The sequence below is a fragment of the Mesorhizobium sp. M0830 genome (assembly GCF_040319965.1).
Classification (GTDB): Bacteria; Pseudomonadota; Alphaproteobacteria; order Rhizobiales; family Rhizobiaceae; genus Mesorhizobium.
This window is the reverse complement of record NZ_JAMYOR010000056.1, coordinates 22,370-46,385: the sequence shown is the minus strand read 5'-3', so window position 1 is coordinate 46,385 and position 24,016 is coordinate 22,370. Positions and strand designations below refer to the sequence as shown.

Here is a 24,016-nt window from a genome sequence, read left to right as displayed (position 1 = left end):
TTCCACCCCCAAGTCGCCTGAACCACCACCACAGCGGTCCAGGCAGCGCCAGTCACGGCGCTACGCGCCATGCCTGGCGCACCAAACAAAGAAGCGGGGTCATGCCCCGCTTCTTTTATGACCGTCGCTTAATGCCTGGACTGCCGTTTCGGCTGGTAGCCCCCATCCGGCTTCTTGTCGAACATCTCCTTGATCTGTGGATGCCGGACGGGTTCCCCCGACTGATCCTCGAGCAGATTCTGCTCGGAGACATAGGCGACGTACTCGGTCTCCGAATTCTCGGCGAGCAGATGGTAGAAAGGCTGATCCTTGCGCGGCCGCACGTCGGCGGGGATGGCTTCGTACCATTCGTCGGTGTTGGCGAATTGCGGATCGACGTCGAAAATGATGCCTCTGAACGGAAACAGCCGGTGGCGAACCACCTGTCCGATTGCGAATTTGGCTGTTTTCATCGTACTCACCACTGAATTCCTTGGCTTTATTTGGCGCAGACTGGGCCTCAATTCAATCCCGAAGCGCTTCAGCGCGCTCCGAAGCTACGCAAGACGAGGCGCAAAGGTTTTACCGCATGCGGCCGATGTCGATGATCGTCGATGACGCAGCTTGTCGGAAACGGGAAGATCGCTGTCAGCGTGTCGGCCTTCGCCGACCGCCGGCCAGCGCCGCGAAGCCGCTGCCGGGACGAAGGCCCTCGCGCATGAAAAAAGCGCGGAGCGGCGCGAAGCCGCCAAGCGCGCCGAGCCCGGCAACGCGGGCCATCTGTGCCGGCAGCATGCCGGAAAGCAGCGACATGTTGAGCAGATTGACCGCGCTGCTGCGCGCCAGAATATCGGGCCGACGCTTGAAATCATATGCCGCCAGGGCCTTGGCAGCTCCCGGGTCACTACGATTTTCACACGCGATTCCAATTAGATCTTCGACATCCCTGATACCGAGATTGAGGCCCTGCGCGCCGATCGGGGGAAACACGTGGGCGGCTTCGCCGATCAACGCCATCCGGTTTCGCGCAAAACGCAGCGGCGTCACAGCCGAAAGCGGGTAGATCTGCCGGCCCGGCTCGACCGTCACCCGACCCAGCATCGACTGCATCTGCTGTTCGATCCGCATCGAAAGCGTTGCATCGTCCAACGCCGCGAGTTCGGCCGCGGTCTCGGGTTTCACCACCCAGACCAGACTCGAGCGATTGCCGGGCAGGGGGACCTGTGTGAACGGACCGGTCTCGGTGTGGAATTCCGTCGATGTGAAGGCATGGTCGCCACTGTGACCGAAATTGAGGACAAGGGCTGCCTGCGGATAGGAGCGAGCCGAGGTCGAGATGCCGGCAGCCTGGCGGGCCGGCGACAAGCGGCCGTCGGCTGCCACCCCCAGCGATGCGTCCACCGTGCTGCCATCGGCCAGGACGGCACGGGCGTGTGCGGCGTCGAGCTGCCAGTTCGCCACCATAACCCTGTGCCATTCGATGCCGGCATGCGTGGCGACGGCACTGGCGAGCGCCGGATTGAGGACGCTGTTGGGCAGGTTTAGCCCGAACTGGTCCTCGTCTACCTCGCTGGCGCGGAAGGTGACGACCGGACTGCGGATCAACCGACTGGTCGCGTCGACGATGCGCATCACCTTCAAGGGCGCCGCCTTGGACTTGATCCCTTCGAGCACGCCCAGCCGCTCAAGCATTTTCACGGCAGGGTTCATCAGCGCCGTCGTGCGACCATCGGGGGCAGAGGCCTCGGGGCCGACCAGCGTCACCGGGAAACCGGCAGCGGCAAAACCGAGCGCCGCGATCAGTCCGGCCGGCCCCGTGCCAGCAACCAGTATCCGCGCAGTTCGCTCATGCTCCAAGATCGGCTTCCGGCTTGCAATGCGAGGCGGCCACCCGGCCTGCCCGTCGATGAGCATATAGGGCAGATCATGCCGCTTGATCAACGCGGCGATTCGGCCCATTCGGATGACATGACCGGCCAGCAGGACGACTTCAGCCACCTCGATCGCGCCGGCCGCGCAATGGCCACCATTGCGCGCAATCCTCGCGTCACGGTAAACGTCACTGTCGGCGCTTGTATCCTGCTCGCCTGGCTATTGCTTGCCGCGATGGCAATCCGTGGGGCTGAAGGGCGGATTGCGGGCGTCAGTGCTCCCGGCGACACAATCCTGCGCAAGCTGCCGCAACCGCCGCTGCCCTATTTCCTTGAACGGTTCTTCGTGCTCTGCCTGTCGCCGGCGCCGCTGGATGCAAGCCTCGGCCTGCAGGCCGGTGGGCTCGTTTCGATGTGGTTCCTGATGGCGATCGCGACGATGCTGCCTTCAGCCGCGCCGATGATCCGCACTTACTGCGAAATCGCCGATACGGCACGCATCAAGGGCGAGCCGGCCGTCCATCCGCTGGTGCTGGTCGCCGGCTACCTCAGTGTCTGGCTCGGCGCCTCTGTGACGTTTGCCGCACTGACCTTGGCCGCCCACGCATTCGGCTCGCCAGACGGGATGCTCGACCCGGTCGTCGGCATTGCCGGTGCGTTGGCGCTTCTGACTGCCGGCCTCTATCAGTTCAGCGGCTTGAAAGAAGCCTGCCTGACAAAGTGCAAGAACGCGTTCTCGATCCTTTTCGCGAACTGGAGCGCAAGGCCGGTCGGCATCTTCCGGCTTGGGGTCAAGCAAGGCCTGTGGTGCCTCGGCTGCTGCTGGGCGCTGATGATGGTGATGTTCGCTGTCGGCGTCATGAACGTCTTCTGGATGGCCTTGATCGGGCTGTTCACCCTGATCGAAAAACAAACAGCGAGCAGGGTTCCAACCCGGCTGGCCGGTGCGATACTGCTTGTCTGGGCAGCCGCGCTGCTAGTAGTCTCACTCTGAGTGGGGGAAAATCAATGGCAGATCAGGACTGGGCGATGAAAGGAGAGCTAGTACTCTCCTGTAATTGCACGGTTTTTTGCCCTTGCGTGTTGTCGCTCGGCAATCATTCGCCGACCGAAGGCTATTGTCAGACCTGGGCGGGGTTTCGCATCGATGCCGGCCATTTCGGGGACGTCGACCTATCCGGCCTCAATCTTGGGCTGGTCATGGAAATCCCAGGTTACATGAGCCGCGGCAACTGGACCGCCGGCCTGTTCATCGACAAGCGTGCCTCAGTCTATGCGGTCAAGGCGCTGACGAAGATCTTCACCGGCAAGGCAGGCGGAACCACATCGCTGCTCTCCATCCTCGTCGGCAAATTCCTCGGCGTCGAGCAAGTGCCTATCACCTATGAGACGCGTGACAAGACGCGTATCTTCCAGATACCGAAGATCATCGACGGTTCGGTGACACCCGTCCCCGGCAAGAATCGTGACAAGGATACGGTGATCAGCAATTCGGAATACTGGATCGCGCCCGAGATCATCGTCGCCAGGTCAGACAAGAGCAAGATGCGGGCCTTCGGGCGCAACTGGAATTTTGCCGGCCGTTCGGCCGAAATCTGCAAGCTGGATTGGCGGGGCCCGTGAGCAAGAACACAACGGCCCGGAAAGCCGCCAAAAAGATCGCGGACCGGATTCCGCGGCCGAAGAAGAAGGTCACCTGGCCGCAGGCGAGGGCGTTCTCCGTCCATCTGCTGACCGCGTCGGGCTCGTTCCTGGCTTTCCTATCGCTGGTGGCGGCAAGCGAAGAGCGCTGGACCGCGATGTTCTGGTGGCTCGGGCTGGCGCTGTTCGTCGACGGCATCGATGGGCCGATCGCGCGCAAGCTCGAGGTCAAGGAAATCCTGCCGACATGGTCGGGCGAACTGCTCGACAACATCATCGACTACGTGACCTACGTCCTGATCCCGGCCTTCGCGCTATATCAGCGCGGCTTCATGGGCGAGGGCCTGTCGTTCCTGTCGGCGGCGATCATCGTCGTCTCCAGCGCCATCTATTATGCCGACACCGGCATGAAGACGAAGGAGAATTTCTTCAAGGGATTCCCCGTGGTCTGGAACATGGTGGTGTTCACGCTGTTCGTCATCGAGCCCGGACAATGGGTTTCGTTCGCGGTGGTGGTGGTGGCCGGCATTCTGACTTTCGTCCCGATCAACTTCATCCATCCGGTGCGGGTGGTGCGGCTGCGCCGTATCAACCTTGCGATGACCCTCTTATGGTGTGCTTTCGGCGCGCTTGCCCTTGCACAGGCGGCACTCGCCGCCTTCTACGATCAGATCGGCGTGCTGGGAGAACAAGTCGGCACCTTCACCAAGATCGGCATCACCATCACGGGGCTTTACCTCGCCAGCATTGGTGGCATCATGCAGTTCTTTCCCAATCTCGGTGCCAAGAAGGCCTGATCAGCCAGAGGAAGCCCAGCCTATGTCCAAAGCGATCCGCATTCACGCCCATGGTGGCCCGGAAGTCCTGACCTATGAGGACGCCGATCCAGGCCAGCCCGGAGCAGGGCAGATCCTGATCCGGCACACGGCGATCGGCCTCAATTTCATCGATGTCTATCATCGCTCCGGCCTTTACCCGCCGCCCGGCGGGTTCCCGCTTGTTCCCGGCGGCGAAGCTGCCGGCGTCGTGCTGGGGGTCGGCAAAGGCGTCGAGTGGCTGAAGCCCGGCGACCGGATCGCCTACGCCGTGACGACGGGAGCCTACACGCAAGAGCGCGTCATCGACGCCAGCCGCGTCGTCAAGGTGCCGGATGGCATCAGCGACGAACAGGCCGCCGCGATGATGCTGAAAGGCATGACCGCTGAGTATCTGCTGCGCCGGACGTTCAAGGTGAAGGCGGGCGACACGATCCTGTTCCATGCCGCTGCAGGCGGCGTCGGGCTGATCCTCGGCCAATGGGCAAGATATCTCGGCGCGACGGTCATCGGCACCGCCAGTTCGTCCGATAAGATCGAGCTCGCCAAGGAACACGGCTTCGACCATGTCATCAACTACAAGGAGCAGGATTTCGTCGCCGGGGTCGCCGCCATCACCGACGGCAGGAAGTGTGACGTCGTCTACGATTCGGTCGGCAACGATACGTTTCCGGCTTCGCTCGAGTGCCTGAGGCCGCTTGGCATGTTCGTCAGCTTCGGCCAGTCCTCGGGGCCGATCCCGCCATTCAGCATGTCGTTGCTGGCGCAGAAGGGCTCGTTGTTCGCAACCCGGCCGACGCTGTTCGTCTACAATGCAAAGCGCGAGGACCTCGAAGCCTCCGCCGCAGCCTTGTTCGAGGTCGTGCTCAGTGGCGCCGTCAAGATCAAGATCAACCAGCGCTACGCGCTCAAGGACGTGGGCAGGGCGCATTCCGACCTCGAGGGCCGCAGGACAACGGGAACGACCATTCTCATTCCCTAGAGACCGATTACAAACTCTACTCTGTCGGCCAAAACAGTCCCTTAGTCCGTTCTTCCTTGCTATTGCTTGAATTTCCGCTGAAATTCTTGAAGCTCTTTCAAGACGCGTGCCGCTTTCCGATGGGAGCCGGCCGCGCCTACCATGCTTTCGGGAACACAGAACATGTCTGGCTAACCAGATGGGAGGCACTGTGAGTGCAAATCAGGACGGCACAAACCTGCTCGAGGTCCGTGGCCTCACCAAGATATTCGGCACGCTGACGGCGTGCGATCATATCGATCTCGACATCGCCAGGGGTGAAATCCACGCTTTGCTCGGCGAAAACGGCGCCGGCAAATCGACGCTGGTCAAGATGCTGTTCGGTTCGCTGGAGCCCAATTCCGGCGAGGTCTTCTGGAACGGCCAGGCGGTCAGGATTTCCAGCCCCGGCGTGGCCAAAAAACTCGGCATCGGCATGGTGTTCCAGCATTTTTCGCTGTTCGAGGCGCTGACTGCGGCCGAGAACATTGCGCTATCGCTGGACGACGGTTCGCCGATCAGCAGCATTGCGGCGAAGGCGAGGGCGCTTTCCTTCAGCTATGGCCTGCCGCTCGATCCCGAATCGCTGGTCGGCGACCTGTCGGTGGGCGAGCGCCAGCGTATCGAGATCATCCGCTGTCTGCTGCAAACGCCGCAGCTCATCATCCTTGACGAGCCGACTTCGGTGCTGACGCCGCAGGAAGCCGACAAACTGTTCGAGACGCTGGATCGTCTGCGTTCGGAAGGCAAATCCATCCTCTACATTTCGCACCGGCTCGAAGAGGTCAAACGCATCTGCGACCGGGCCACCGTGCTGCGGCATGGCAAAGTCGTCGGCCACTGCAACCCACGTGCGGAAACCGCCTCGTCCCTGGCGCGCATGATGGTCGGCAACGAGGTACAGGCGGTGGTACGCGCACCCGTCGAGGGCATCGCCACGGCACAGCCACTTCTCGAAATCCGCAACCTCAGCCGCAAGCCGGCGACGCCGTTCTCGATCCCGCTCAAGAGCATCGACCTGAATGTCCGGGCCGGCGAGGTGATCGGCATCGCGGGCGTCGCCGGCAACGGCCAGGGCGAGTTCTTTGAATCCGTCTCCGGCGAGGTGTTGCAGCAGGATGCCGGCTCGGTGCGGATCCGCGGCAAGAATGCAGGCAATCTCTCCATCACCGGACGGCGCCTGCTGGGCGCCGCTTTCGTCCCGGAAGAACGACTCGGCCACGGCGCCGCGCCGCGCATGAAGCTTTCGGAAAATCTGCTGCTGTCGCGCCACGCCACCGACGGCAAGGCCTTCGTCGGCGGCGGCGGAATGGTCGACAGCGCGGCCATCTACGCCGCCGCTCAACGCATCATCGAGGCGATGGACGTGCGCAAGAGCGCGCCGGATCCGGAGGCGGCGGCACTTTCGGGCGGCAATCTGCAGAAGTTCATCGTCGGCCGCGAACTCGACCGCCGGCCAAGCGTCATGGTCGTGAATCAGCCGACCTGGGGCGTCGACGCAGGTGCCGCCGCCCACATCCGCCAAGCCTTGATCGAGTTGTCGCGCAGCGGATCGGCGGTGCTGGTGATCAGCCAGGATCTCGACGAGCTGTTCGAGATATCGGATGCGATCGCGGTCATGCACAATGGCGCGCTGTCCAAGCCGATGCCGATCGCCGAAGCGACCTTCGAAAAAGTCGGCTTGCTGATGGGCGGCGCCGAACCCGGTCACGCCGAACACACGATGGAGACGGCATGATGCGCCTCGAACTCGTCAAACGCCCGCAGCGCTCGGCGCTGTTTTCAGCCCTATCGCCGTTCATCGCCTTCGCGCTGACGATCATCGCCGGCGCCATCATGTTCGCACTGCTCGGCGTCAACCCGCTGACCGCGTTCAATATCTATTTCATCGAGCCGATCAGCCAGGTCTGGCAATTGCACGAGCTGGCGATCAAGGCAGCTCCGCTCATCCTGATCGCTGTCGGCCTGTCGGTCTGCTACAAGGCCAATGTCTGGAACATTGGTGCCGAAGGACAGTTCATCTTCGGCGCCATCTTCGGCTCAATCATTCCGGTGCTGTTTCCGCAATTCGAAGGGCCGCTGGTGCTGCCGTTGATGCTTTTGCTCGGCATGGTCGGCGGTGCGGTCTATGCGGCGATCCCCGCCTTCCTGAAGACCCGGTTCAATACCAACGAGATCCTGACCAGTCTGATGCTGGTCTATGTCGCCCAGCTTTTCCTTGACTGGCTGGTGCGCGGTCCTTGGCGCGATCCGCAAGGCCACGGTTTCCCGCAGACGATCCAGTTCGGCGACTCGGCCGTATTGCCGGAACTGCTGCCGGACGCCGGTCGGGCGAATTGGGGATTTGTCTTCGCGTTGGTCGCCGCGGTGCTGATCTGGATCCTGATGAGCCGCATGCTGAAGGGCTTCGAGGTGCGCGTGCTGGGCTCAAGCCCGCGGGCAGGGCGTTTCGCCGGCTTCGGCCTCAAACGCATGGTGTTCTTCGCCTTCCTGCTGTCGGGCGCGTTGGCAGGGCTTGCCGGCATCTCGGAAGTCTCGGGCGCTATCGGCCAGCTGCAGCCTGTCATTTCGCCCGGCTACGGCTTCACCGCCATCATCGTGGCGTTCCTCGGCCGCCTCAACCCGCTCGGCATCGTCGCCGCCGGCCTGGTGCTGGCGCTGACCTATCTCGGCGGTGAAGCGGTGCAGAGCGCACTCGGCATCTCCGACAAGGTGGCGCGGGTGTTCCAGGGCATGCTTTTGTTCTTCGTGCTCGGCTGCGACACGCTCATCCACTACCGCATCCGGCTGGTCGGCCTGGCGCTGACAAAACCGGAGGGTGCCGCGAAACTCGATCCGGAGCCCAAGCTGAAGGAAGCCCGTTGATGGACATCACCGTAAACATCCTTCTGACCATCGCCACGGCGGCAACGCCGCTGCTGATCGCAGCGATCGGTGAACTGGTGGTCGAGCGCTCCGGCGTGCTCAATCTGGGCGTCGAAGGCATGATGATCATGGGCGCCGTTGGCGGCTTTGGCGTCAGTTATCACACGGGATCACCCTGGATCGGGCTGCTGGCGGCAATCGCCATGGGCGCCGTGTTCTCGCTGCTGTTTGCCGTCATGACGCTGTCCCTGGCCACCAACCAGGTGGCGACCGGCCTGTCGCTGACGCTGCTCGGGCTCGGCCTCTCCGGCATGATGGGGACGAGCTTCGTCGGTCAGCCCGGTCAACGGCTGCCCAACCTCGACATTCCGGGCCTGACCTCGATCCCGGTGATCGGCCGATTGCTGTTTGGCCAGGACCCGATCTTTTACATCTCGATTGCGCTCACCGCCGCCGTCATGTGGTTCTTGTTCAAGACCCGGACCGGGCTGACACTGCGCTCCATTGGCGACAGCCATACGTCGGCGCATGCGCTTGGCATCAAGGTCATCCGCTACCGCTATCTCTCCGTCATCTTCGGTGGCGCCTGCGCCGGTCTCGCCGGCGGCCATCTGTCGCTGGTCTACACGCCGCAATGGGTTGAGAACATGACTGCCGGCCGCGGCTGGATCGCGCTGGCACTGGTCGTGTTTGCCTCGTGGCGGCCGTGGCGGGTGCTGGCTGGCGCCTACATCTTCGGCGCCATTTGGGTTGGCCAGCTTCACGTGCAGGCAATCAACCTCCAAGACTTCGTTGATGCTCCCTGGGTGATCTACAAGGTCATCGCTTTCCTAAAATCATTTCCGTCTCAACTGCTTTCTTCTCTGCCCTATCTGGCAACCGTCGTGGTTCTCGTTCTAATCTCGCGCAACAAGCGTCTGACGATGATGAACACGCCGGCTTCCTTGGGGCAGCCATTCGTTCCGGATCGTTGACAACAAAAACAAACGGGAAGCTCCAAGGCTTAACTCAGAGAGGTAACACAATGAAAAAACTGCTTATTGCCCTGATGACAACGACCGCCGCCCTATCGCTGGCGGCAACCGCCGAGGCTGCGGACAAGCTGAAGGCGTGCTGGGTCTATACCGGTCCTATCGGCGACTTCGGCTATTCCTACCAGCATGATCAGGGCCGTCTCGAGGTGGAGAAGGCGCTGGGCGACAAGGTCGAGACCGCTTACCTTGAAAACGTCTCCGAAGGCCCCGATGCCGACCGTGCTTTCGAGCGTCTGGCGCGCGAAGGCTGCAAGCTGATCTTCGGCACATCGTTCGGCTTCATGGACGCCGAAGTGAAGGTTGCCAAGAAATTCCCCAAGGTGATGTTCGAGCACGCAACCGGCTACAAGACCGGCGACAATCTCGGTATTTACAATGCGCGGTTCTACGAAGGCCGCTATGTGCTTGGCCAGATTGCCGCCAAGGAATCCAAGTCCGGCGTCGCCGGTTACATCGTTTCGTTCCCGATCCCCGAAGTGGTGATGGGCATCAACTCCTTCATGCTCGGCGCACAGTCGATCAACCCGAACTTCAAGGCCAAGATCGTCTGGGTGAACTCGTGGTTCGATCCGGGCAAGGAAGCCGATGCCGCCAAGGCGCTGTTCGACCAAGGCGCCGACATCATCGTCCAACACACCGATTCGACCGCTGCCCTGCAGGTGGCCGAGGAGCGCAAGCTGCACGGGTTCGGCCAATCCTCCGACATGATCAAGTTCGCGCCGAACGCGCAGCTGACCGCGCTGACCGACGAATGGGGTCCGTACTATATCAGCCGGGTCCAGGCAGCCCTCGACGGCACCTGGAAGCCGGACAATGTCTGGCTCGGCATCAAGGATGGCGCGGTCAAGCTCGCGCCTTTCACCAACATGCCCGACGACGTGAAGGCGATGGCGGAAGCCACCGAAAAGAAGATCGCCGGCGGCTGGAACCCCTTCACCGGACCGATCGCCAAGCAGGACGGCTCGCCGTGGCTGAAGGATGGCGAAGTCGCCGACGACGGCACGCTGCTCGGCATGAACTTCTACGTGAAGGGTGTCGACGACAAGCTGCCGCAGTAAGCAGCGCGCGATATCAAAGGAAAGGGCGCCGCGAGGCGCCCTTTTCCATTCGGCAGGCTGTGCCTCGGCTTGTGTGTGACGAAATCTCGCGAGACATAGAAGGGGTCGGTTCCGGTAGGGGGCGAAATGGGGTTCACTTCGACACGAGCGGTTTGCTCATGTTGATTCCGGTTACCCGAAAGCCCGTGGCTTCATAAACATGCCTGGCGCGTTTGTTATCATCAGCCACTCGGAGCTTTATTTGTTGAAAACCTTTGCGTTTTAGGTCGTTTTCAAGAACTTCTAAGGCCTGCTTACCGAGGCCTTGACCCTGATAGGCAGGAAAGATGTGAAAATCGCTGATGAATGCCGCGCGCATCGTCGGATCCTGTTTGTACCATAGGTACCCAATAACCTTTTCAGGGGTTCCGGTCGGATCGACCAGGCACAGCAAGACGTGGCCGATCGTATCGACGCCGTCAGGTAAGTCAGATGCGATTTCCTGTTTCGCTTGTGCAAGAGACTCATTATCGGAAAGCCGGTAGTTCGAGGCGATCTCGGATGCGTAGTCAGGAATAAAATAGTCGAGATAAGCTACAAACTCGCTGTCTCGCATTGGCCTTAACGAAATCATTGAGTAACTCCTTTATCGAATTTGCCGACTGTCTGGCTCGTGCAAGCGCCATGACTTTTTTGCGCTCAACACGATCTAGCTTCGTCCCGGAGCCCGTCTCTTTGAATATCGCGGCCACGTCGTAACCGATCGACCGCGAGGCCGAGCCAGATCCTGAGCAGCCGCTGAGCCGGTCGTTCGCACGTGCGCCAGATCAGCCAAGAAACAACCAGCATGAGCGCGATGCAGCCGAGGGCGGCAAACCATTTGCCGATCAGGGGTGCGGCGGCATTGATCGCGAGATAACCGATCTTCTGATGCAGCAGATAGAGTGGGTAGGTCAGGCCGCCCAGCGCCAGGGTGAGCGCCGACGGCCTGACACGGTTGCGCAACAGCACCGCGCCGATCAAGGCCGCGTGCATGACGACATTGGCGAGGACGAGATTGGCCGATGTAACTGCGATGCCGTAGTGGCCCTGCATCCAGCGCTGCGTCACCGACAGTGTGCCGCAGGACATCAGGAATGATGCGACAAGCAGCAGCAAAGCCGGTAGTGAACGGCCGTGTGCGTGGATGTGATGAAACACCACGCCAGCGGCGAAGAACGGTCCGAACTCGGTGATGAACAGCAGCCTTGCCGCGCCGCTGCCTACGAAAAACTCGTTCAACGCCGACACCGCCAGCCAGACGAAAATCAGCTCTAGCTTGCGTTTCTGGAAGAGCCCGGTGAAAAGCGCCAGCGTCACCCAGCCGTAGAAAACCAACTCTAGCACGATCGACCAATAGACGCCGTCCATGAAGGGTTGGCCGAAGGCCGGTGCGAACATCGACAGATTGGCGGCATACTGACTGAAAGAGGCTGGAATCAGTGGTGTGCCGGCAAGGATAACCATCGTGAAGGTGAGCGTCATGCAGAGCACGAAGCCAGGATAAAGGCGAACGAAACGTGCGACCGCAAACTCGCCCCATCTGCGGTTTTCCGCCGACCAGGCAATGACGAAACCGCTGATCAGAAAGAACAGATTGACGCCGAGATAGCCGTAGAGGGCGAACGGCGCTGCAAGCGGATAACTCTCGGCGAGAAAGCCTTCGGCGGCCGCGCCGCGAAAGAAATAGTGAAAGAGCACGACAGCAAGTGCTGCCGCCAGCCTGAGCAGGTCCAGCGTCGCGATATAATCTTGCCCCGCAGGTTTGGCGTCCATCCGAGTTTCCGTATTTATAGTACGGAAACTCTACTGCGGATCGCGGTTGAACGGGTTAAGGACCCTAACTATCGCCGGATGTAGTAAATAGCGCCCGTCAAACCGCCGAGCCATAGAGGTCATAAGCATCGGCGCGGTCGATCTTGACGGTGACGATGTCGCCTTGACGCAGTGGACGGCGCGACTGGATGTGCACGGAGCCGTCGATCTCGGGCGCGTCGTATTTGGTGCGGCCCTTTGCCGATGTGCCTTGCGCCTCGTCGATCAGCACCGGCAAGCGCTTGCCGATCTTTTTGGCAAGCTGCGTCGCTGAAATCTTCTGCTGGCGCTGCATGAAGCGGTGCCAGCGCGCCTCCTTGATTTCCTGCGGGACCTGTTCGAGGCCGAGCTCGTTGGAGCGGGCGCCCCGGACCGGCTCGTATTTGAAGCAGCCGGCGCGATCGATCTTGGCTTCGTCGAGCCAGTCGAGCAGCATCTCGAAATCGTCGTCCGTCTCGCCGGGGAAGCCGACGATGAAGGTCGAGCGGATGGCGAGATCCGGACAGACCTCGCGCCAGCCGCGAATGCGCTCGAGTGTCTTTTCGCCATGTGCTGGGCGGCGCATGTTCTTCAACACCTGCGGCGAGGCATGCTGGAAGGGAATGTCGAGATAGGGAAGGATCTTGCCTTCCGCCATCAGCGGGATGACGTCGGCGACATGCGGGTAGGGGTAGACATAGTGCATGCGCACCCAGATGCCGAGCTTGCCCAGTTCCTCGGACAGATCGAGGAATTTCGCGCGCACTTCGCGGTCGCCGAACATGCTGGTCTGATACTTGATGTCGATGCCGTAGGCGCTGGTGTCCTGCGAGATGACGAGGAGTTCCTTGACGCCTGCCTTGGCCAGTTTCTCGGCCTCGCGCAGCACATCGGCCGCCGGCCGCGAGACGAGGTCGCCACGCAGTGCGGGAATGATGCAGAAGGTGCAGCGGTTGTTGCAGCCTTCGGAAATCTTGAGATAGGCGTAGTGGCGCGGCGTCAGCTTGACGCCTTGCGGCGGCAGCAGGTCGATATAGGGATCGTGTGAAGGCGGTGCGGCCTCATGCACGGCCGCCATCACACTCTCATAGGCCTGCGGTCCGGTGATCGCCAGCACATTGGGATGTCTCTCGCGAATGACATCCGGCTCGGCGCCGAGGCAGCCGGTAACAATGACCCGGCCATTCTCCGAAAGCGCGGAGCCGATGGCATTGAGCGACTCGTCGCGGGCGGAATCGAGAAAGCCGCAAGTGTTGACGACGACAAGGTCGGCACCGTCATGCTTGCGTGCGATCTCGTAGCCTTCGGCGCGCAAGCGCGTGATGATACGCTCCGAATCCACCAGCGCCTTCGGGCATCCAAGACTGACAAAACTCACGCGGGGAGCGGACATATAGGTTTTCCGGGCTTTCAGGATTGCCGGCGCAGTACCACACTTATTACGGCAATGGTATGGGCACGCCTGCGATGCGGCAAAACGCACGGCGTTTGCACTGCGGAGCTTTCGGTCGAAGACGCGGCGGGCAGCCGCCTCAGCTGACCGCGCCGTTTATATGCGGCCAGACTTCCACCGCCCCGCGATAGACCATGTCCACCGCCACATAGAGGATGATCAACAGGCCGACATAGGCGATCCAGCGGTGGCGATGCAGCAGCTTGGCAATGAAAGTCGCGGCGAGGCCCATCAGCGCGATCGACAGCACGAGACCTATGACCAGCACAGGGAAATGGTCGCGCGCAGCACCCGCGACCGCCAGCACATTGTCGAGCGACATCGACACGTCGGCGACGACAATCTGCAAGGCTGCCTGGCCGAGCGTCTTGCGCTTCGCCTTTCCGGCCACCGCCTTGTCGCTGTTGAGATCGAGGTTCGACAGCGCCTCGGTCGCTTCCAGCTCATCGGCTTGGGATGTGCGCAGCTCGCGGTACATCTTCCAGCAGACCCACAGCAGCAGGATACCGCCGGCCAGCAGCAGGCCTACGATCGCCAGCAGTTTGACGGTAACCGCGGCAAAACCGATGCGCAGCACGGTTGCCGCCAGCACACCGATGAGGATCGCATTCTTGCGTTGTTCGGCCGGCAGGCCGGCTGCGGCGAGGCCGATGACGATCGCATTGTCGCCGGCAAGCACGAGGTCGATGGCTATGACCTGGAGCAGGGCCGTCAGGCTGGCAGCGCTGAAAATATCCATCGACCGGAAGCCCTTGCTGATTTGCCGAGTGGTCCTCGATTATCCAGAGGGCCTAACTTGGTGGTCCCTTGGCGTCAAGGGATCGCCCGTGGCGACATCACCGAAGCATCGTTACGTCAAATCTGATCAGAGGATCCGCGGCACTCGTCGATAGCTGGGCAAAACCATGGCCGATCACAGATCAATCGTAGAGATTATATTTGGCCCAATCGGCTTCCGGGATCTCGTCGCCGATCCGGTAGCGCAGCTGCAAAACTTCCATATGATCGGGCGCCGTCTCGCACTTGAATTTCAGCCGGTACCATTGCCCGTTGCTGCGAAACGCTGCGCCCGGGCTTTTGATGGCATCCACGTCCATCTCGGGCGTCGCGAAGGCGTAGGCGACGACGCGATCGGCTTTGAACTTGCGGTCATCGTGGGTGATCCGGTCGAGCACTTCGGCGTCACAACGCTGTTCAAGACGGGTTTGGGGATCGAGTTTCATCAGGCCTGCGCGCAATGCACTGTCCATTGCGCTGGCCGGAAAACTCAATGCCACAGACGCCAAGGCGGTCATGCAGAGCTTCTTCATGGGCGGGACAAGCACCACATTTTGTCGGAGGAATCAACCAAGGGGACCGCCTCGGACCCCGCAGGCATGATCAATCAAATGGTCGATGCGTTCAAAATTGCGTGTCGGGATTCATCGTGCGACGCCTGTGGCCAGCGGACCAGCGAAGCACGGCCGGCATCCGTGAGATCGTAGAGGCCGCGGTCGACGCGCGCGAACCAGCCGTAGACATTGTCCTGCAGGATTTTCGGCGCGATCGGCGTCAGCACCTTCAGTTCGCGCGGCCGCTTGGGTCCGTCCACCATCGCGGCAGCGCAGGCGAGGGCGCTTTGCCGGTAGGCCGTCATGATCGGATTGCGCGATCCCCCTCCCGCAACGGGATCGCCGCGACGGCGCTGGTGCTCGTCGACCAGGCGGGAGCGCCGGCGCGCATTCTTGCGCGGCGCCTGCGCGATCGGACTGAGAAGCACTTCAACGCGGTCGGTCGCGGTCACGCCAAGCAAACCGAAGCCAAGGCGGCGGCAGAGATTGCGAAACCGTGCATCGCTTTCGCGGCCCTTGCCCCGGGCCGACATGCGCGCGGCCAGCCAGACCTCGTCGCAGGCCGCAGCACGATCGACACCTTGCAGCACCAGCTCGAGATTGAACTGCAGTTTCAGTTCGCAGATGACGACGACGGGCGGCTCACCCTCGCGCAGTGCGACGATGTCGCAGCCGCCGATCTCGCCTTTGACGACAAAGTCGAGGCTTTCGAGGAACCGCTTCACCGGCGCATAGAGTGACATCTCGTCCATGCCGCGAAGGTTTAGCCGATTCGACGCGAAAAGCCTCCCGCGAGCGCGACCGTCGAACGCCACGTCGGCAGCGCCCGGGTTGGAAATGCAGCTTCCTGCGTCCTCAAGAATGAACTTTTTCGAGGAAAGCCAGCAGAACGCTGTTGAATTGCTCAGGCCGCTGCAACGGGGCAAAATGGCTTACGCCGGACAGAATGATCAGCTCGGACGCCGGGATGCACCGGGCGAGATAATCGGCGTGCTCGTGTTTGATGAACTCGTCATGCTCGCTTTGAACGATCGCCACAGGCACGCGTATTTGTGCCAGGTCGGCCGCGGAATAGTTGGGTTCGGTCTTCATCATCAGGCCAACGGCATCAACAAATGCAGCGAACCGGTCCGGCGTAGTCGACAATGCGGCATAGTCCTTGACGTGCCGGCCGAAACACCGGTCGAGAACCGGGCTTGGCTCGATTTCCTTCGTGCCGCTGGGATCCATGTTGCAGCCGAAGAAGAATACACTCGCGATGCGATCCGCGGCCGTCATGCCAAGGATCAAAGCGACGCATGCGCCGTCGCTCCAGCCCACCACAGCCGCCTTCTTCAGCTCCAGACGGTCCATCACGGCCAGAACGTCGGAGGCCATCAGTTCGTATTTGTACGGCCGCTCATCGCGCGTGCTGCGCCCGTGGCCCCGGCTGTCGATCACCACGACGCGGTGGCCAGCCCCGACCAATGCCGGAACCTGGAATCCCCAATTGCCGCTGTGGCCGAGGCCGCCATGCAACAAAATCACGGGAGAGCCAGTCCCATAAGTCGCGTACCAGATTTCCGCACCTTCGTGCTCCACCTGGCCTTCGTTACTTGCGGCCGGAAGAGGGGCAGCGCCACACGCTTCGAATTTCTGAAGGTCGCCGTCGTGGTATTCCATGCTGAAAGGTCTCAAGGCAAACGGGAAAAACCCGCAATAGCCGCTGGCGCGGCATTGCGCTCTCCCGAGTTTTACCTGTGCTTCCCGAGTTGACAAGCGCCCTGACGTGACAACCCGTCGATGTCAGGCCTCGGTGCGCGGCGCTGGTCGGTTCGACAGCTTCCTGCGGGGAAGGAATGGATAGCCGGTCTGACCGATATAGGTGGAGGGGATTGGATCATCGACGCCGTACTTCTCCGGCACCTTGTCTCCGGTGGCATTATAGGTGCCGAACATGACGTCGAGGAGAGGCAGCTGCCCGGCGAAGTTCTTATCATAGGCTTCGCGCTGGTTGGCATGGTGCCAGCGATGGAATTGCGGGCTGGCGATCAGCCACTTCAAGGGGCCGAAAGGAATCCGCACGTTTGAATGAACAAGCATTGTGTGGCCGAAGTAGATCATCGAAAAGACGGCGATCGAGGCATCGGAGAACCCAAGGAAATAGACCGGCGTCAGCGATATCGCCTTGGTGACAATGATGTCGACCGGGTGATTGTGGAAAGCCCCAAGCCAGTCCAGTTCCTCTATGCCGTGGTGAATTGCATGGAATTTCCAAAGCGCGGGGATTTTATGGAAAGCCCTATGTGCCCAATAGACGCCGATATCGGTGATCAGGATGATTTCCGCAACCTGCAGCCAGACGGGCTGGCCACTGACGGCCTGGGTTATCGATTGCGGGACAAGGATCGCAGCGAAGCCGAGGACACCGGCCGCCATCATGGCCATGGCCATCTTTATGAAGAAGCCGTTGAACAGCATGTAGATCAGATCGACGATCAGGCCCTTGCGGAAAACCTTCTGCGGCCGCTCGGCAAACAGATTCTCGAACGGAATGAAGATCAGCCCGCAGATCAACAGTGCCTTGATGCCAAAGATATCCATGCATTCGCCCCGGCGCGCCGCCTGCGCCTCTGACAAGAACCACATCTCCCCTTTCCAAAGGTTAAAGGTTCTGTGTTCGCGCAGAGGCGCCGCCAGCGCGAATCGTGAGCGAGGCGCTGAAGCAGGAATTATCAAACTATTGATGTTATTACGATTTCTTCGATTTGTGGCGGAGGAAGTGGGATTCGAACCCACGGTGAGCTTGCACCCACGCCGGTTTTCAAGACCGGTGCCTTAAACCGCTCGGCCATTCCTCCATCGTGACTTTTCATCACTTAGGCTTGCTCGTCCGGCCGGTTTTGACCTGTTTGGCACCGGATTGGCACCGAAGGCGTTTGCCGACTGGTTCGTACTTCATTCCTGTAGTGCGGCATTGAGGGCTGCGTCAACCACCGCTGCGGTGCCTTCCAACTGCCCGGGCATCATGGGCGCATAAATCATAAATATTGAGCGGGACCGACGGATTGCGTGACCGCCACGGGGACGTCCCGGCGCTGATCGATCGGCTTGGCCTGGATCACGGTTCCATGCATTGGGATCTGGTCGGGCTCTTCGGCTGCTCGGCGTGTAAGGCCGCGGGCCGGCCGGTGTTCTTCACATGCATTCCTGAAGGCCAACAGAGGGTGGGCAATCAGGACTGGAAGCCGACATTCGACCAACCAAAACGGCTTAACGGAACATTAGCGATCTCTAACGGTTGTGCTTGCGGCAGGCGATGCTCGGCCCATCACTGCTGAAGATCGGGATGCGCAACGTCCGATCGGCTCCCAAGTGGTGCGGGTTCCGGGGAGGGCATAAGATGAAAGACACGCCGGTAACAACCTACGTTGTCAGCGTGTTCGAGAAGCCGCATTGGCGGACCGTGCTGACCACCAAGGACAAGGCCAAAGCCCTGGCGATGGCCAAGGAGATCGGCGACAAGGTGCGAGTTCAAGAAATTACGCCAAAGCCGAAGAAGCGCTAAGGGGGGCCGCCCCAATAGGCGATCCAATGGGAAGCCCGCAATCCGGCCCGAAACCCTAATCGATGAAAAGCCCGCCACGGGAGCGACCTGCGGCGGGCTTTTGGAGTGGCTACATCCCTAAGGAATCGACCGCTTGTAGTCGTATTGTGAACTGCGAGATCACGTTAGCCTATGGTGTGATCGCGGAAGGGAGGCGAGCACAGGTGCGGTTAGTGACCCATAATGGGTCAATCAATTTGGCACCGCAATTGCGTGGAGGCGATTGTGGGTGGGGAAGGGCCCGTCGCTTCGCAAATGAGGCGGCGGGCCTTCGCTTAAGCGGTCTCGTCGATGCGGCCTGGACTTGTTACGGCCGCGAGGGTCGCGCGCCGCAGATAGCCACAAGCCACTTTCCGGAAAGCGAGCGGCTTGCAACTTCAGCAAGACGATAATGGCCGGCAACCTACTCAGGTTGGAGATAGCGCCGGCCAAACAAATCGAGCCGAGTCGTGGTCGCGGAAGGCTAGCGCGTCGATTGTTTCTTGGCTTGTGCGGCGACTGCACAGAGGAAAGCCAATGCTGCCGCATCGCAGGCCGTTCGTGATGGGCCCTTGGCGAAAAGAACGGCGTCCGCAGCGCGTAACGTCAAGCCATGTTTTTTGGCGAAAGAGGTAACTTCGTAAGGCTGATCCTCTTCAGATCGATGGATGCCGAAATCGTAATTCATGCGCTATATCCTCCCGGTTCGCTACCTTTCCCTCCTCGCCCTGAGGCTAAATTAACAGCCGGTGTGTCCCGCGAGCTAGCAATTAGGGGTTGTGTAAAACGATATAACTCCGCCCCGGCTACATCTTGTTGTTGTCGATGACGCCGGCCTCGCCGTCGAGCAAGGAGGTGGTCACTTTGAGCGACTTCCGAACCATGAGGCCGGCGCCTTCGCCATTCATTGCGTCGACAATGTGGGCTGCGTAGGCAGCGACGCAAAGCCGTTACTTTTCGGGGTGCTCGGCATGGCGGCGGCGCCACATTCTTGCCCGGTTCTGGCCACAATCGGTTAATATCGTGATAAACAATTCCTGCGCACAAGGGATCGGGGTTCAAGGCGTCTTTTATATTCGTCGAGTACGTGTTTTGGCATCCTCTGATGCTTGAACGCGGCGTCCTAGGTCGAGACTGAAGGGGACATCAGGAAATGCAGGCTGTGACGCACACGCGCCTTCGTCGCGCTGCCACAGTTGCGTTGTTTACCGTTTCGGCCGCCTTGCTGGCGGCGTGCGCGTCGCAGCCTGAGCCGAAAGCGATGGTCTACAAGAAGACCCGCTCCAAGGAATATTTTTCCGAATCCGAATATGGCGTGAAGGCAAGCCCGCGCGTGTTCTCCAAGAACGGTCGCATGCAACGCGGCGGCGGCCGTGACCAGCTTGGCAAACCCTATCAGGTTCGCGGCAAGTGGTATTATCCCCGGGAAGACAAGCGCTACGCCAAGGTCGGCCTGGCCTCCTGGTATGGCGACGCCTTCCACGGCCGGCTTACCGCCAACGGCGAAGTCTACGACATGACCCACCTGACGGCGGCGCATCCGACCATGCCGCTGCCAAGCTATGCGCGCGTCACCAATCTCGCGACCGGCAGTTCGGTCATCGTTCGCGTCAACGATCGCGGCCCGTATCACGAAGGCCGCATCATCGATGTGTCGGAGCGCGCAGCCCAGATGCTTGACTATGCCAACATCGGCACCGCTCAAGTGAAGGTCGAATATGTCGGCCGTGCACCGCTCGACGGCGATGACGACCAGTATCTGATGGCCTCCTACCACCCGGGCAACAGGGCGCCGGATCCGTCGGATGGATTGCCGGGCGGCGTCATGGTGGCCATGAACGGACCGTCGCCAAGTCTGCCTGCCGGCGCTGCTGCGGTGCCGTTTCCGGGTCAGTTGACCGATTCCGGTGTCGCCCAGCCGGACATGTCGGCGCAGGCGCCGGATTACGTCGATCTGACGCTGCCCGAATTCGGCCCGATCGTGCCGGAGCGCCCGGAAATCAATTTGCCGCGGCAATCTCCGTTTGCCGTGGCCTCGCTGTCCTATGCGGACGAGAGGGTCGAACGCGCCTCCAATGCGTTCGCCGCACTGGGTGGCGATGGTATGTCGCCGGCCGATGTCCTTCAGTCATGGAAGCGACAGCCGCAGGGTTCGGCTACCGACTACGTCGCTGCCGGTTCGTTCGAGGATGTAGCGGAGGCCAAGCGCATTGCCGCTCAGCTTGCCGCATTCGGCAAGATCGAGATCCAGCGCTCGGAACTCGATGGCGAGGATTGGTATTCGGTCAATCTCTATCCAGACGGCCACAGCAATCTGGATGATTTGTTGCAGGCAGCATGGTCGCATGGCGCGCCGGATGCGCTGGCTGTGCGCAACTGAGCTGAAGCCAGCCGGATTTCCGCTGTGCGGTTGATCCGCCCCGCAAAAAGCCTGATAGTTTTTGCGGGCTTGCCGGCCGGGCCGGCCAATGGGTCGAACATCATGCAATTGCGCTTGCTCCAGCCTCTCGCCGGGCTTCTGGTTTTTGGCCTGCTGCTGTTTTCGCAGGCTCCAGTGCGTGCGCAGCTGTTCGAGACCAAGGCCACGCAGGTCTTCATGATCGATGCCGAGACCGGGACGGTGCTGTTTTCGAAGGATGCCGACAAGCTGATACCACCGGCCTCGATGGCCAAGCTGATGACCATGGAAGTGGTGTTCAACGCCATCAAGTCGGGCCGCCTGAAGCTCGACGATACGTTCGTGGTCAGCGAGAACGCCTGGCGCAAGGGTGGCGCGCCTTCGGGAACATCGACGATGTTCGCCAAGCTCAAGTCGGCGGTCCGGCTCGAGGACCTGATTCAGGGCGTGGTCGTGCAGGCGGCTAATGATGGCTGCATCGTCATCGCCGAAGGCATGTCCGGGTCCGAGGACAGTTTTGCCGCGCAGATGACCGAGCGCGCCCGCCAGATCGGCCTCAAGACATCGACTTTCGTCAACTCGACCGGCCTGCCGGCGGATGGTCAGCAGACGACTGTGCGTGAACTGGCGCAGCTGGCCGTGCACCTGTGGCGCGATTATCCGAATTTCTATCGCTACTATGGCCAGAAGGATTTCACCTGGAACAAGATCTCACAGAGGAACCGCAATCCACTGCTGGCGATGGATATCGGCGCCGACGGCCTGGCGGTCGGCGCCAGCGAGACGTCAGGCTTCGGCATCGTCGGTTCAGTCAGCCATAACGGCACTCGGGTGTTCGCTGCTATGAGCGGGCTGGCCAGCGACAAGGAGCGGGCCGAGGAGGCGCGAAAGTTGCTCGACTGGGGCGTTCGCTCCTTCGAGAAGACCGAAATCTTCGCAAAGGATGAGATCGTTGGAGAAGCCCAGGTTTTCGGCGGCGCCAAATCGGGGGTGACGCTGAAGGCCAAGGGTCCGATCGACATCTTCCTGCCGATCACCAACCGCGACAAGCTGACGGCCAGGATCGTCTACAACGGCCCGGTCGCAGCACCCGTTGAAGAGGGGCAGCCGGTGGGCGCGTTGCGGGTCTGGATCGGCGATACGCTCAGTCAGGAGACACCGCTTTTCGCCGCCGAATCGATCGGCGTCGGTACGCTGCCGCAGCGCGCGCTCGATGCCGTCAAGGAGCTGGCGGTCGGCTGGCTGCGCTAAATGCATGTCGCTCAAAAGTGGCCCCGGTTTTGGGGGCAACGATATGCACAAAAGCAGAAAATCGACGGCATGGACGTTTCGCCGAACGCGGACTATCTAGAGCGCTACAAGCCCATTCAAGCATGGACAAGAAGGCCTCTCGGTTGGCACGCGGATTTTTCATCACCTTCGAAGGCGGCGAAGGGGCAGGCAAGTCGACGCAAATCGAGCGGCTGGCCAGGAAGATGCGCGCCAAGAAATACGATGTCCTCCTTACCCGTGAGCCGGGCGGCTCGCCGGGTGCCGAAGCGGTCAGGCACGTGCTGCTTTCGGGGGCCGCCGAACCGTTTGGGCCGAAGATGGAAGCGTTGCTTTTTGCGGCGGCGCGGTCCGACCATGTCGAACAGGTCATCCGACCGGCGGTCGAGCGTGGCTCCATCGTGCTTTGCGACCGCTTCCTGGATTCCTCCCGCGTCTACCAGGGCGTCACCGGTGGCATCGATCCAGCGTTCATGAATGCGCTGGAGCAGGTCGCCATCAATGGCATGATGCCCGACCTGACGCTGATCTTCGACATCGATCCGGCCGAGGGCCTGAGACGCGCAACACTGCGGCGCGGCGCCGACGCAGACGCCGACCGCTTCGAAAAAGAGACGCTGGCGATCCATCAGGCCCGCCGCGAAGCGTTCCTGGCGATCGCCGCGGCCGAGCCGGAGCGCTGTATCGTGATCGACGCGGCCGCCGAGCCGGATGCGGTTGAGAATGTCGTCACCGCTGCTGTGTTCGCGGCGCTGGCGTCAAGAACGCCGGCGCGCAACATGCGGGCGACGCCAGCATGATCTTCGAACGTATTGCGCCGGAGCAGCACGACACACTGGACGGCGTGCCCGAACCATCCGAAACGCCACGCCTGGTCGGACACCGGCAGGCCGCCGATATGCTCACCGCCGCCTATCGCGCGGGAAAGCTGCCGCATGCGCTGATCTTCTCCGGACCGATCGGCATCGGCAAGGCGACGCTTGCCTTCCATCTCGCACATCATCTCCTGAAGCACCCTGATTTCGCGCTGGCGCCGGAAAGCCTTGCCACGCCCGATCCGGCGTCGTCGCTGTTTCGCCAGATCGCCACCGGGGCGCATCCTTCCGTCCTGCATCTGACCCGGCCGCTTAACGACAAGACCAAGAGTTTCAAGACAGTCGTCACCGTCGATGAAATCCGCAAGGTCAGCCGCTTCCTGTCGCTGACCTCGCATGACGGCAGCTACAGGGTCGTCATCGTCGACCCGGCCGATGACATGAACACCAATGCCGCCAATGCCTTGCTGAAAAACCTTGAAGAGCCGCCGGCACGAACGCTGTTCATCCTGATCGTCCATGCTCCGGGCAGCCTGCTGCCGACGATCCGGTCGCGCTGTCAGGTGGTGCGATTGACGCCACTCGACGCCGACGACCTGATGGCGGTGCTGGAAACGACTGAGCCATTGCCGCCTGACGATCCGGCGGCGCGGGCGGCTTTGGTGGGCCGGGCAGGGGGTAGCGCGCGCAATGCCATCCTGTTGACGCAGTATGGCGGGCTGGAGATCGCTTCCACGCTCGACGCTCTGGTCACCGGAAGAAAGAGCGATGTCGGCGGCGCGTTCCGCCTTGCCGAAGCCGTCGCCGGCCGCGACCAGACGATCCAGTTCGATATCTTCAACCGCCGGGCGCTGGATCTGTTGTCGGACGCGGCAAGCCAGGCGGCGCTGGCGGGCGACCTGGCACGGGCCAAAACCCTGTCGGACACTTGGCATGAGGCGCTGGACGCTATATCTGAGACCGACACCTACAATCTCGACAAGAAGCAGCACGCCTTGACCATGATCGACCGCCTGAATTCTGCAATGCGAATGTGACGGCCTTTTGATGCATGCCGTTGCCCCTAGAACCGGGGCCACTTTTGGACGGCATGCGTTGGCAGCGGGATGG

Annotated in this window: 24 protein-coding genes and 1 tRNA gene; 13 read left to right on the top strand and 12 right to left on the bottom strand. The window is 61.3% G+C overall.

Annotated features, from left to right (window positions below):
• Positions 1-128 precede the first annotated feature (128 nt).
• Together hspQ and NKI20_RS26270 are read right to left on the bottom strand one after the other, a co-directional pair.
• On the bottom strand, positions 129-452 hold the full coding sequence (hspQ, locus tag NKI20_RS26275) for a heat shock protein HspQ (RefSeq protein ID WP_023757801.1): 324 nt from the start codon (positions 450-452) through the stop codon (positions 129-131).
• Positions 453-627: 175 nt separating this feature from the next.
• Positions 628-1,836, bottom strand: coding sequence for a UbiH/UbiF family hydroxylase (locus NKI20_RS26270; protein ID WP_352835826.1), 1,209 nt, complete (start codon positions 1,834-1,836; stop codon positions 628-630).
• 111 nt (positions 1,837-1,947) lie between these two features.
• On the opposite strand from NKI20_RS26270, the gene NKI20_RS26265 reads away from it, so the two are divergent.
• The 8 genes from NKI20_RS26265 to NKI20_RS26230 all read left to right on the top strand — a co-directional run bounded on the left by NKI20_RS26265 (position 1,948) and on the right by NKI20_RS26230 (position 10,263).
• Positions 1,948-2,844: a DUF2182 domain-containing protein gene (locus tag NKI20_RS26265; RefSeq protein WP_352835820.1), complete on the top strand. Its 897-nt coding sequence runs from the start codon at positions 1,948-1,950 to the stop codon at positions 2,842-2,844.
• Positions 2,845-2,858: 14 nt separating this feature from the next.
• Positions 2,859-3,473: a DUF1326 domain-containing protein gene (locus NKI20_RS26260; RefSeq protein WP_352835816.1), complete on the top strand. Its 615-nt coding sequence runs from the start codon at positions 2,859-2,861 to the stop codon at positions 3,471-3,473.
• Positions 3,470-4,288 (top strand): phosphatidylcholine synthase, encoded by an 819-nt coding sequence (gene pcsA / locus NKI20_RS26255; protein WP_352729653.1) that lies wholly within the window; start codon positions 3,470-3,472, stop codon positions 4,286-4,288. Before NKI20_RS26260 ends, pcsA begins: the two co-directional genes overlap by 4 nt.
• 22 nt (positions 4,289-4,310) lie before the next feature.
• Positions 4,311-5,288: a quinone oxidoreductase family protein gene (locus NKI20_RS26250; protein ID WP_352608696.1), complete on the top strand. Its 978-nt coding sequence runs from the start codon at positions 4,311-4,313 to the stop codon at positions 5,286-5,288.
• 178 nt (positions 5,289-5,466) lie between these two features.
• Positions 5,467-7,044, top strand: a complete 1,578-nt coding sequence (locus tag NKI20_RS26245) for an ABC transporter ATP-binding protein (RefSeq protein WP_352835812.1) — start codon at positions 5,467-5,469, stop codon at positions 7,042-7,044.
• Positions 7,041-8,171 carry an ABC transporter permease gene (locus NKI20_RS26240; RefSeq protein WP_031259677.1) on the top strand — a complete coding sequence of 377 codons (1,131 nt, stop codon included), beginning with the start codon at positions 7,041-7,043 and terminating at the stop codon, positions 8,169-8,171. Before NKI20_RS26245 ends, NKI20_RS26240 begins: the two co-directional genes overlap by 4 nt.
• On the top strand, positions 8,171-9,145 hold the full coding sequence (locus NKI20_RS26235) for an ABC transporter permease (RefSeq protein ID WP_352835808.1): 975 nt from the start codon (positions 8,171-8,173) through the stop codon (positions 9,143-9,145). The genes NKI20_RS26240 and NKI20_RS26235 overlap by 1 nt, the downstream gene beginning before the upstream one ends.
• A gap of 50 nt (positions 9,146-9,195) precedes the next feature.
• The gene (locus NKI20_RS26230; protein ID WP_352835805.1) at positions 9,196-10,263 is read left to right on the top strand and encodes a BMP family ABC transporter substrate-binding protein; all 1,068 of its coding nucleotides are present in this window, start codon (positions 9,196-9,198) and stop codon (positions 10,261-10,263) included.
• 133 nt (positions 10,264-10,396) lie between these two features.
• Here NKI20_RS26230 and NKI20_RS26225 read toward each other — a convergent pair whose 3' ends face one another.
• From NKI20_RS26225 to NKI20_RS26185, 9 genes are all read right to left on the bottom strand, one after another.
• Positions 10,397-10,876, bottom strand: a complete 480-nt coding sequence (locus tag NKI20_RS26225) for a GNAT family N-acetyltransferase (protein WP_352608699.1) — start codon at positions 10,874-10,876, stop codon at positions 10,397-10,399.
• Positions 10,877-10,941: 65 nt separating this feature from the next.
• A complete protein-coding gene (locus NKI20_RS26220; RefSeq protein WP_352835800.1) occupies positions 10,942-12,057 on the bottom strand; it encodes an acyltransferase family protein in 1,116 nt (371 codons plus the stop codon).
• Between the two features lie 97 nt (positions 12,058-12,154).
• Entirely contained in the window at positions 12,155-13,468 is a 1,314-nt protein-coding gene (gene rimO, locus NKI20_RS26215) for a 30S ribosomal protein S12 methylthiotransferase RimO (RefSeq protein WP_352835797.1), read from the bottom strand.
• A 139-nt stretch (positions 13,469-13,607) separates the two neighbouring features.
• Entirely contained in the window at positions 13,608-14,267 is a 660-nt protein-coding gene (locus NKI20_RS26210) for a TerC family protein (protein WP_023757814.1), read from the bottom strand.
• A gap of 181 nt (positions 14,268-14,448) precedes the next feature.
• The gene (locus NKI20_RS26205) at positions 14,449-14,856 is read right to left on the bottom strand and encodes a DUF930 domain-containing protein (protein ID WP_352729641.1); all 408 of its coding nucleotides are present in this window, start codon (positions 14,854-14,856) and stop codon (positions 14,449-14,451) included.
• Positions 14,857-14,912: 56 nt separating this feature from the next.
• The gene (locus tag NKI20_RS26200; protein WP_352608703.1) at positions 14,913-15,611 is read right to left on the bottom strand and encodes a DUF2161 domain-containing phosphodiesterase; all 699 of its coding nucleotides are present in this window, start codon (positions 15,609-15,611) and stop codon (positions 14,913-14,915) included.
• Positions 15,612-15,714: 103 nt separating this feature from the next.
• Positions 15,715-16,521: an alpha/beta fold hydrolase gene (locus tag NKI20_RS26195; protein WP_352608704.1), complete on the bottom strand. Its 807-nt coding sequence runs from the start codon at positions 16,519-16,521 to the stop codon at positions 15,715-15,717.
• A gap of 123 nt (positions 16,522-16,644) precedes the next feature.
• Positions 16,645-17,487, bottom strand: coding sequence for a sterol desaturase family protein (locus NKI20_RS26190; RefSeq protein ID WP_352608706.1), 843 nt, complete (start codon positions 17,485-17,487; stop codon positions 16,645-16,647).
• Positions 17,488-17,609: 122 nt separating this feature from the next.
• Positions 17,610-17,699, bottom strand: a tRNA-Ser gene (locus tag NKI20_RS26185).
• A 542-nt stretch (positions 17,700-18,241) separates the two neighbouring features.
• Here NKI20_RS26185 and NKI20_RS26180 point away from each other — a divergent pair.
• The gene (locus NKI20_RS26180) at positions 18,242-18,406 is read left to right on the top strand and encodes a hypothetical protein (protein WP_023757824.1); all 165 of its coding nucleotides are present in this window, start codon (positions 18,242-18,244) and stop codon (positions 18,404-18,406) included.
• 502 nt (positions 18,407-18,908) lie between these two features.
• On the opposite strand, the gene NKI20_RS26175 is transcribed toward NKI20_RS26180, so the two are convergent.
• The gene (locus NKI20_RS26175) at positions 18,909-19,112 is read right to left on the bottom strand and encodes a hypothetical protein (RefSeq protein WP_032907011.1); all 204 of its coding nucleotides are present in this window, start codon (positions 19,110-19,112) and stop codon (positions 18,909-18,911) included.
• A 465-nt stretch (positions 19,113-19,577) separates the two neighbouring features.
• On the opposite strand from NKI20_RS26175, the gene NKI20_RS26170 reads away from it, so the two are divergent.
• From NKI20_RS26170 to NKI20_RS26155, 4 genes are all read left to right on the top strand, one after another.
• The gene (locus NKI20_RS26170) at positions 19,578-20,804 is read left to right on the top strand and encodes a septal ring lytic transglycosylase RlpA family protein (protein ID WP_352608707.1); all 1,227 of its coding nucleotides are present in this window, start codon (positions 19,578-19,580) and stop codon (positions 20,802-20,804) included.
• Positions 20,805-20,906: 102 nt separating this feature from the next.
• Entirely contained in the window at positions 20,907-22,073 is a 1,167-nt protein-coding gene (locus NKI20_RS26165; RefSeq protein WP_352608708.1) for a D-alanyl-D-alanine carboxypeptidase family protein, read from the top strand.
• 143 nt (positions 22,074-22,216) lie between these two features.
• The gene (gene tmk, locus NKI20_RS26160) at positions 22,217-22,891 is read left to right on the top strand and encodes a dTMP kinase (RefSeq protein ID WP_023757828.1); all 675 of its coding nucleotides are present in this window, start codon (positions 22,217-22,219) and stop codon (positions 22,889-22,891) included.
• Positions 22,888-23,943 (top strand): DNA polymerase III subunit delta', encoded by a 1,056-nt coding sequence (locus tag NKI20_RS26155; RefSeq protein WP_352608709.1) that lies wholly within the window; start codon positions 22,888-22,890, stop codon positions 23,941-23,943. Before tmk ends, NKI20_RS26155 begins: the two co-directional genes overlap by 4 nt.
• The last annotated feature ends 73 nt before the right edge of the window (positions 23,944-24,016 follow it).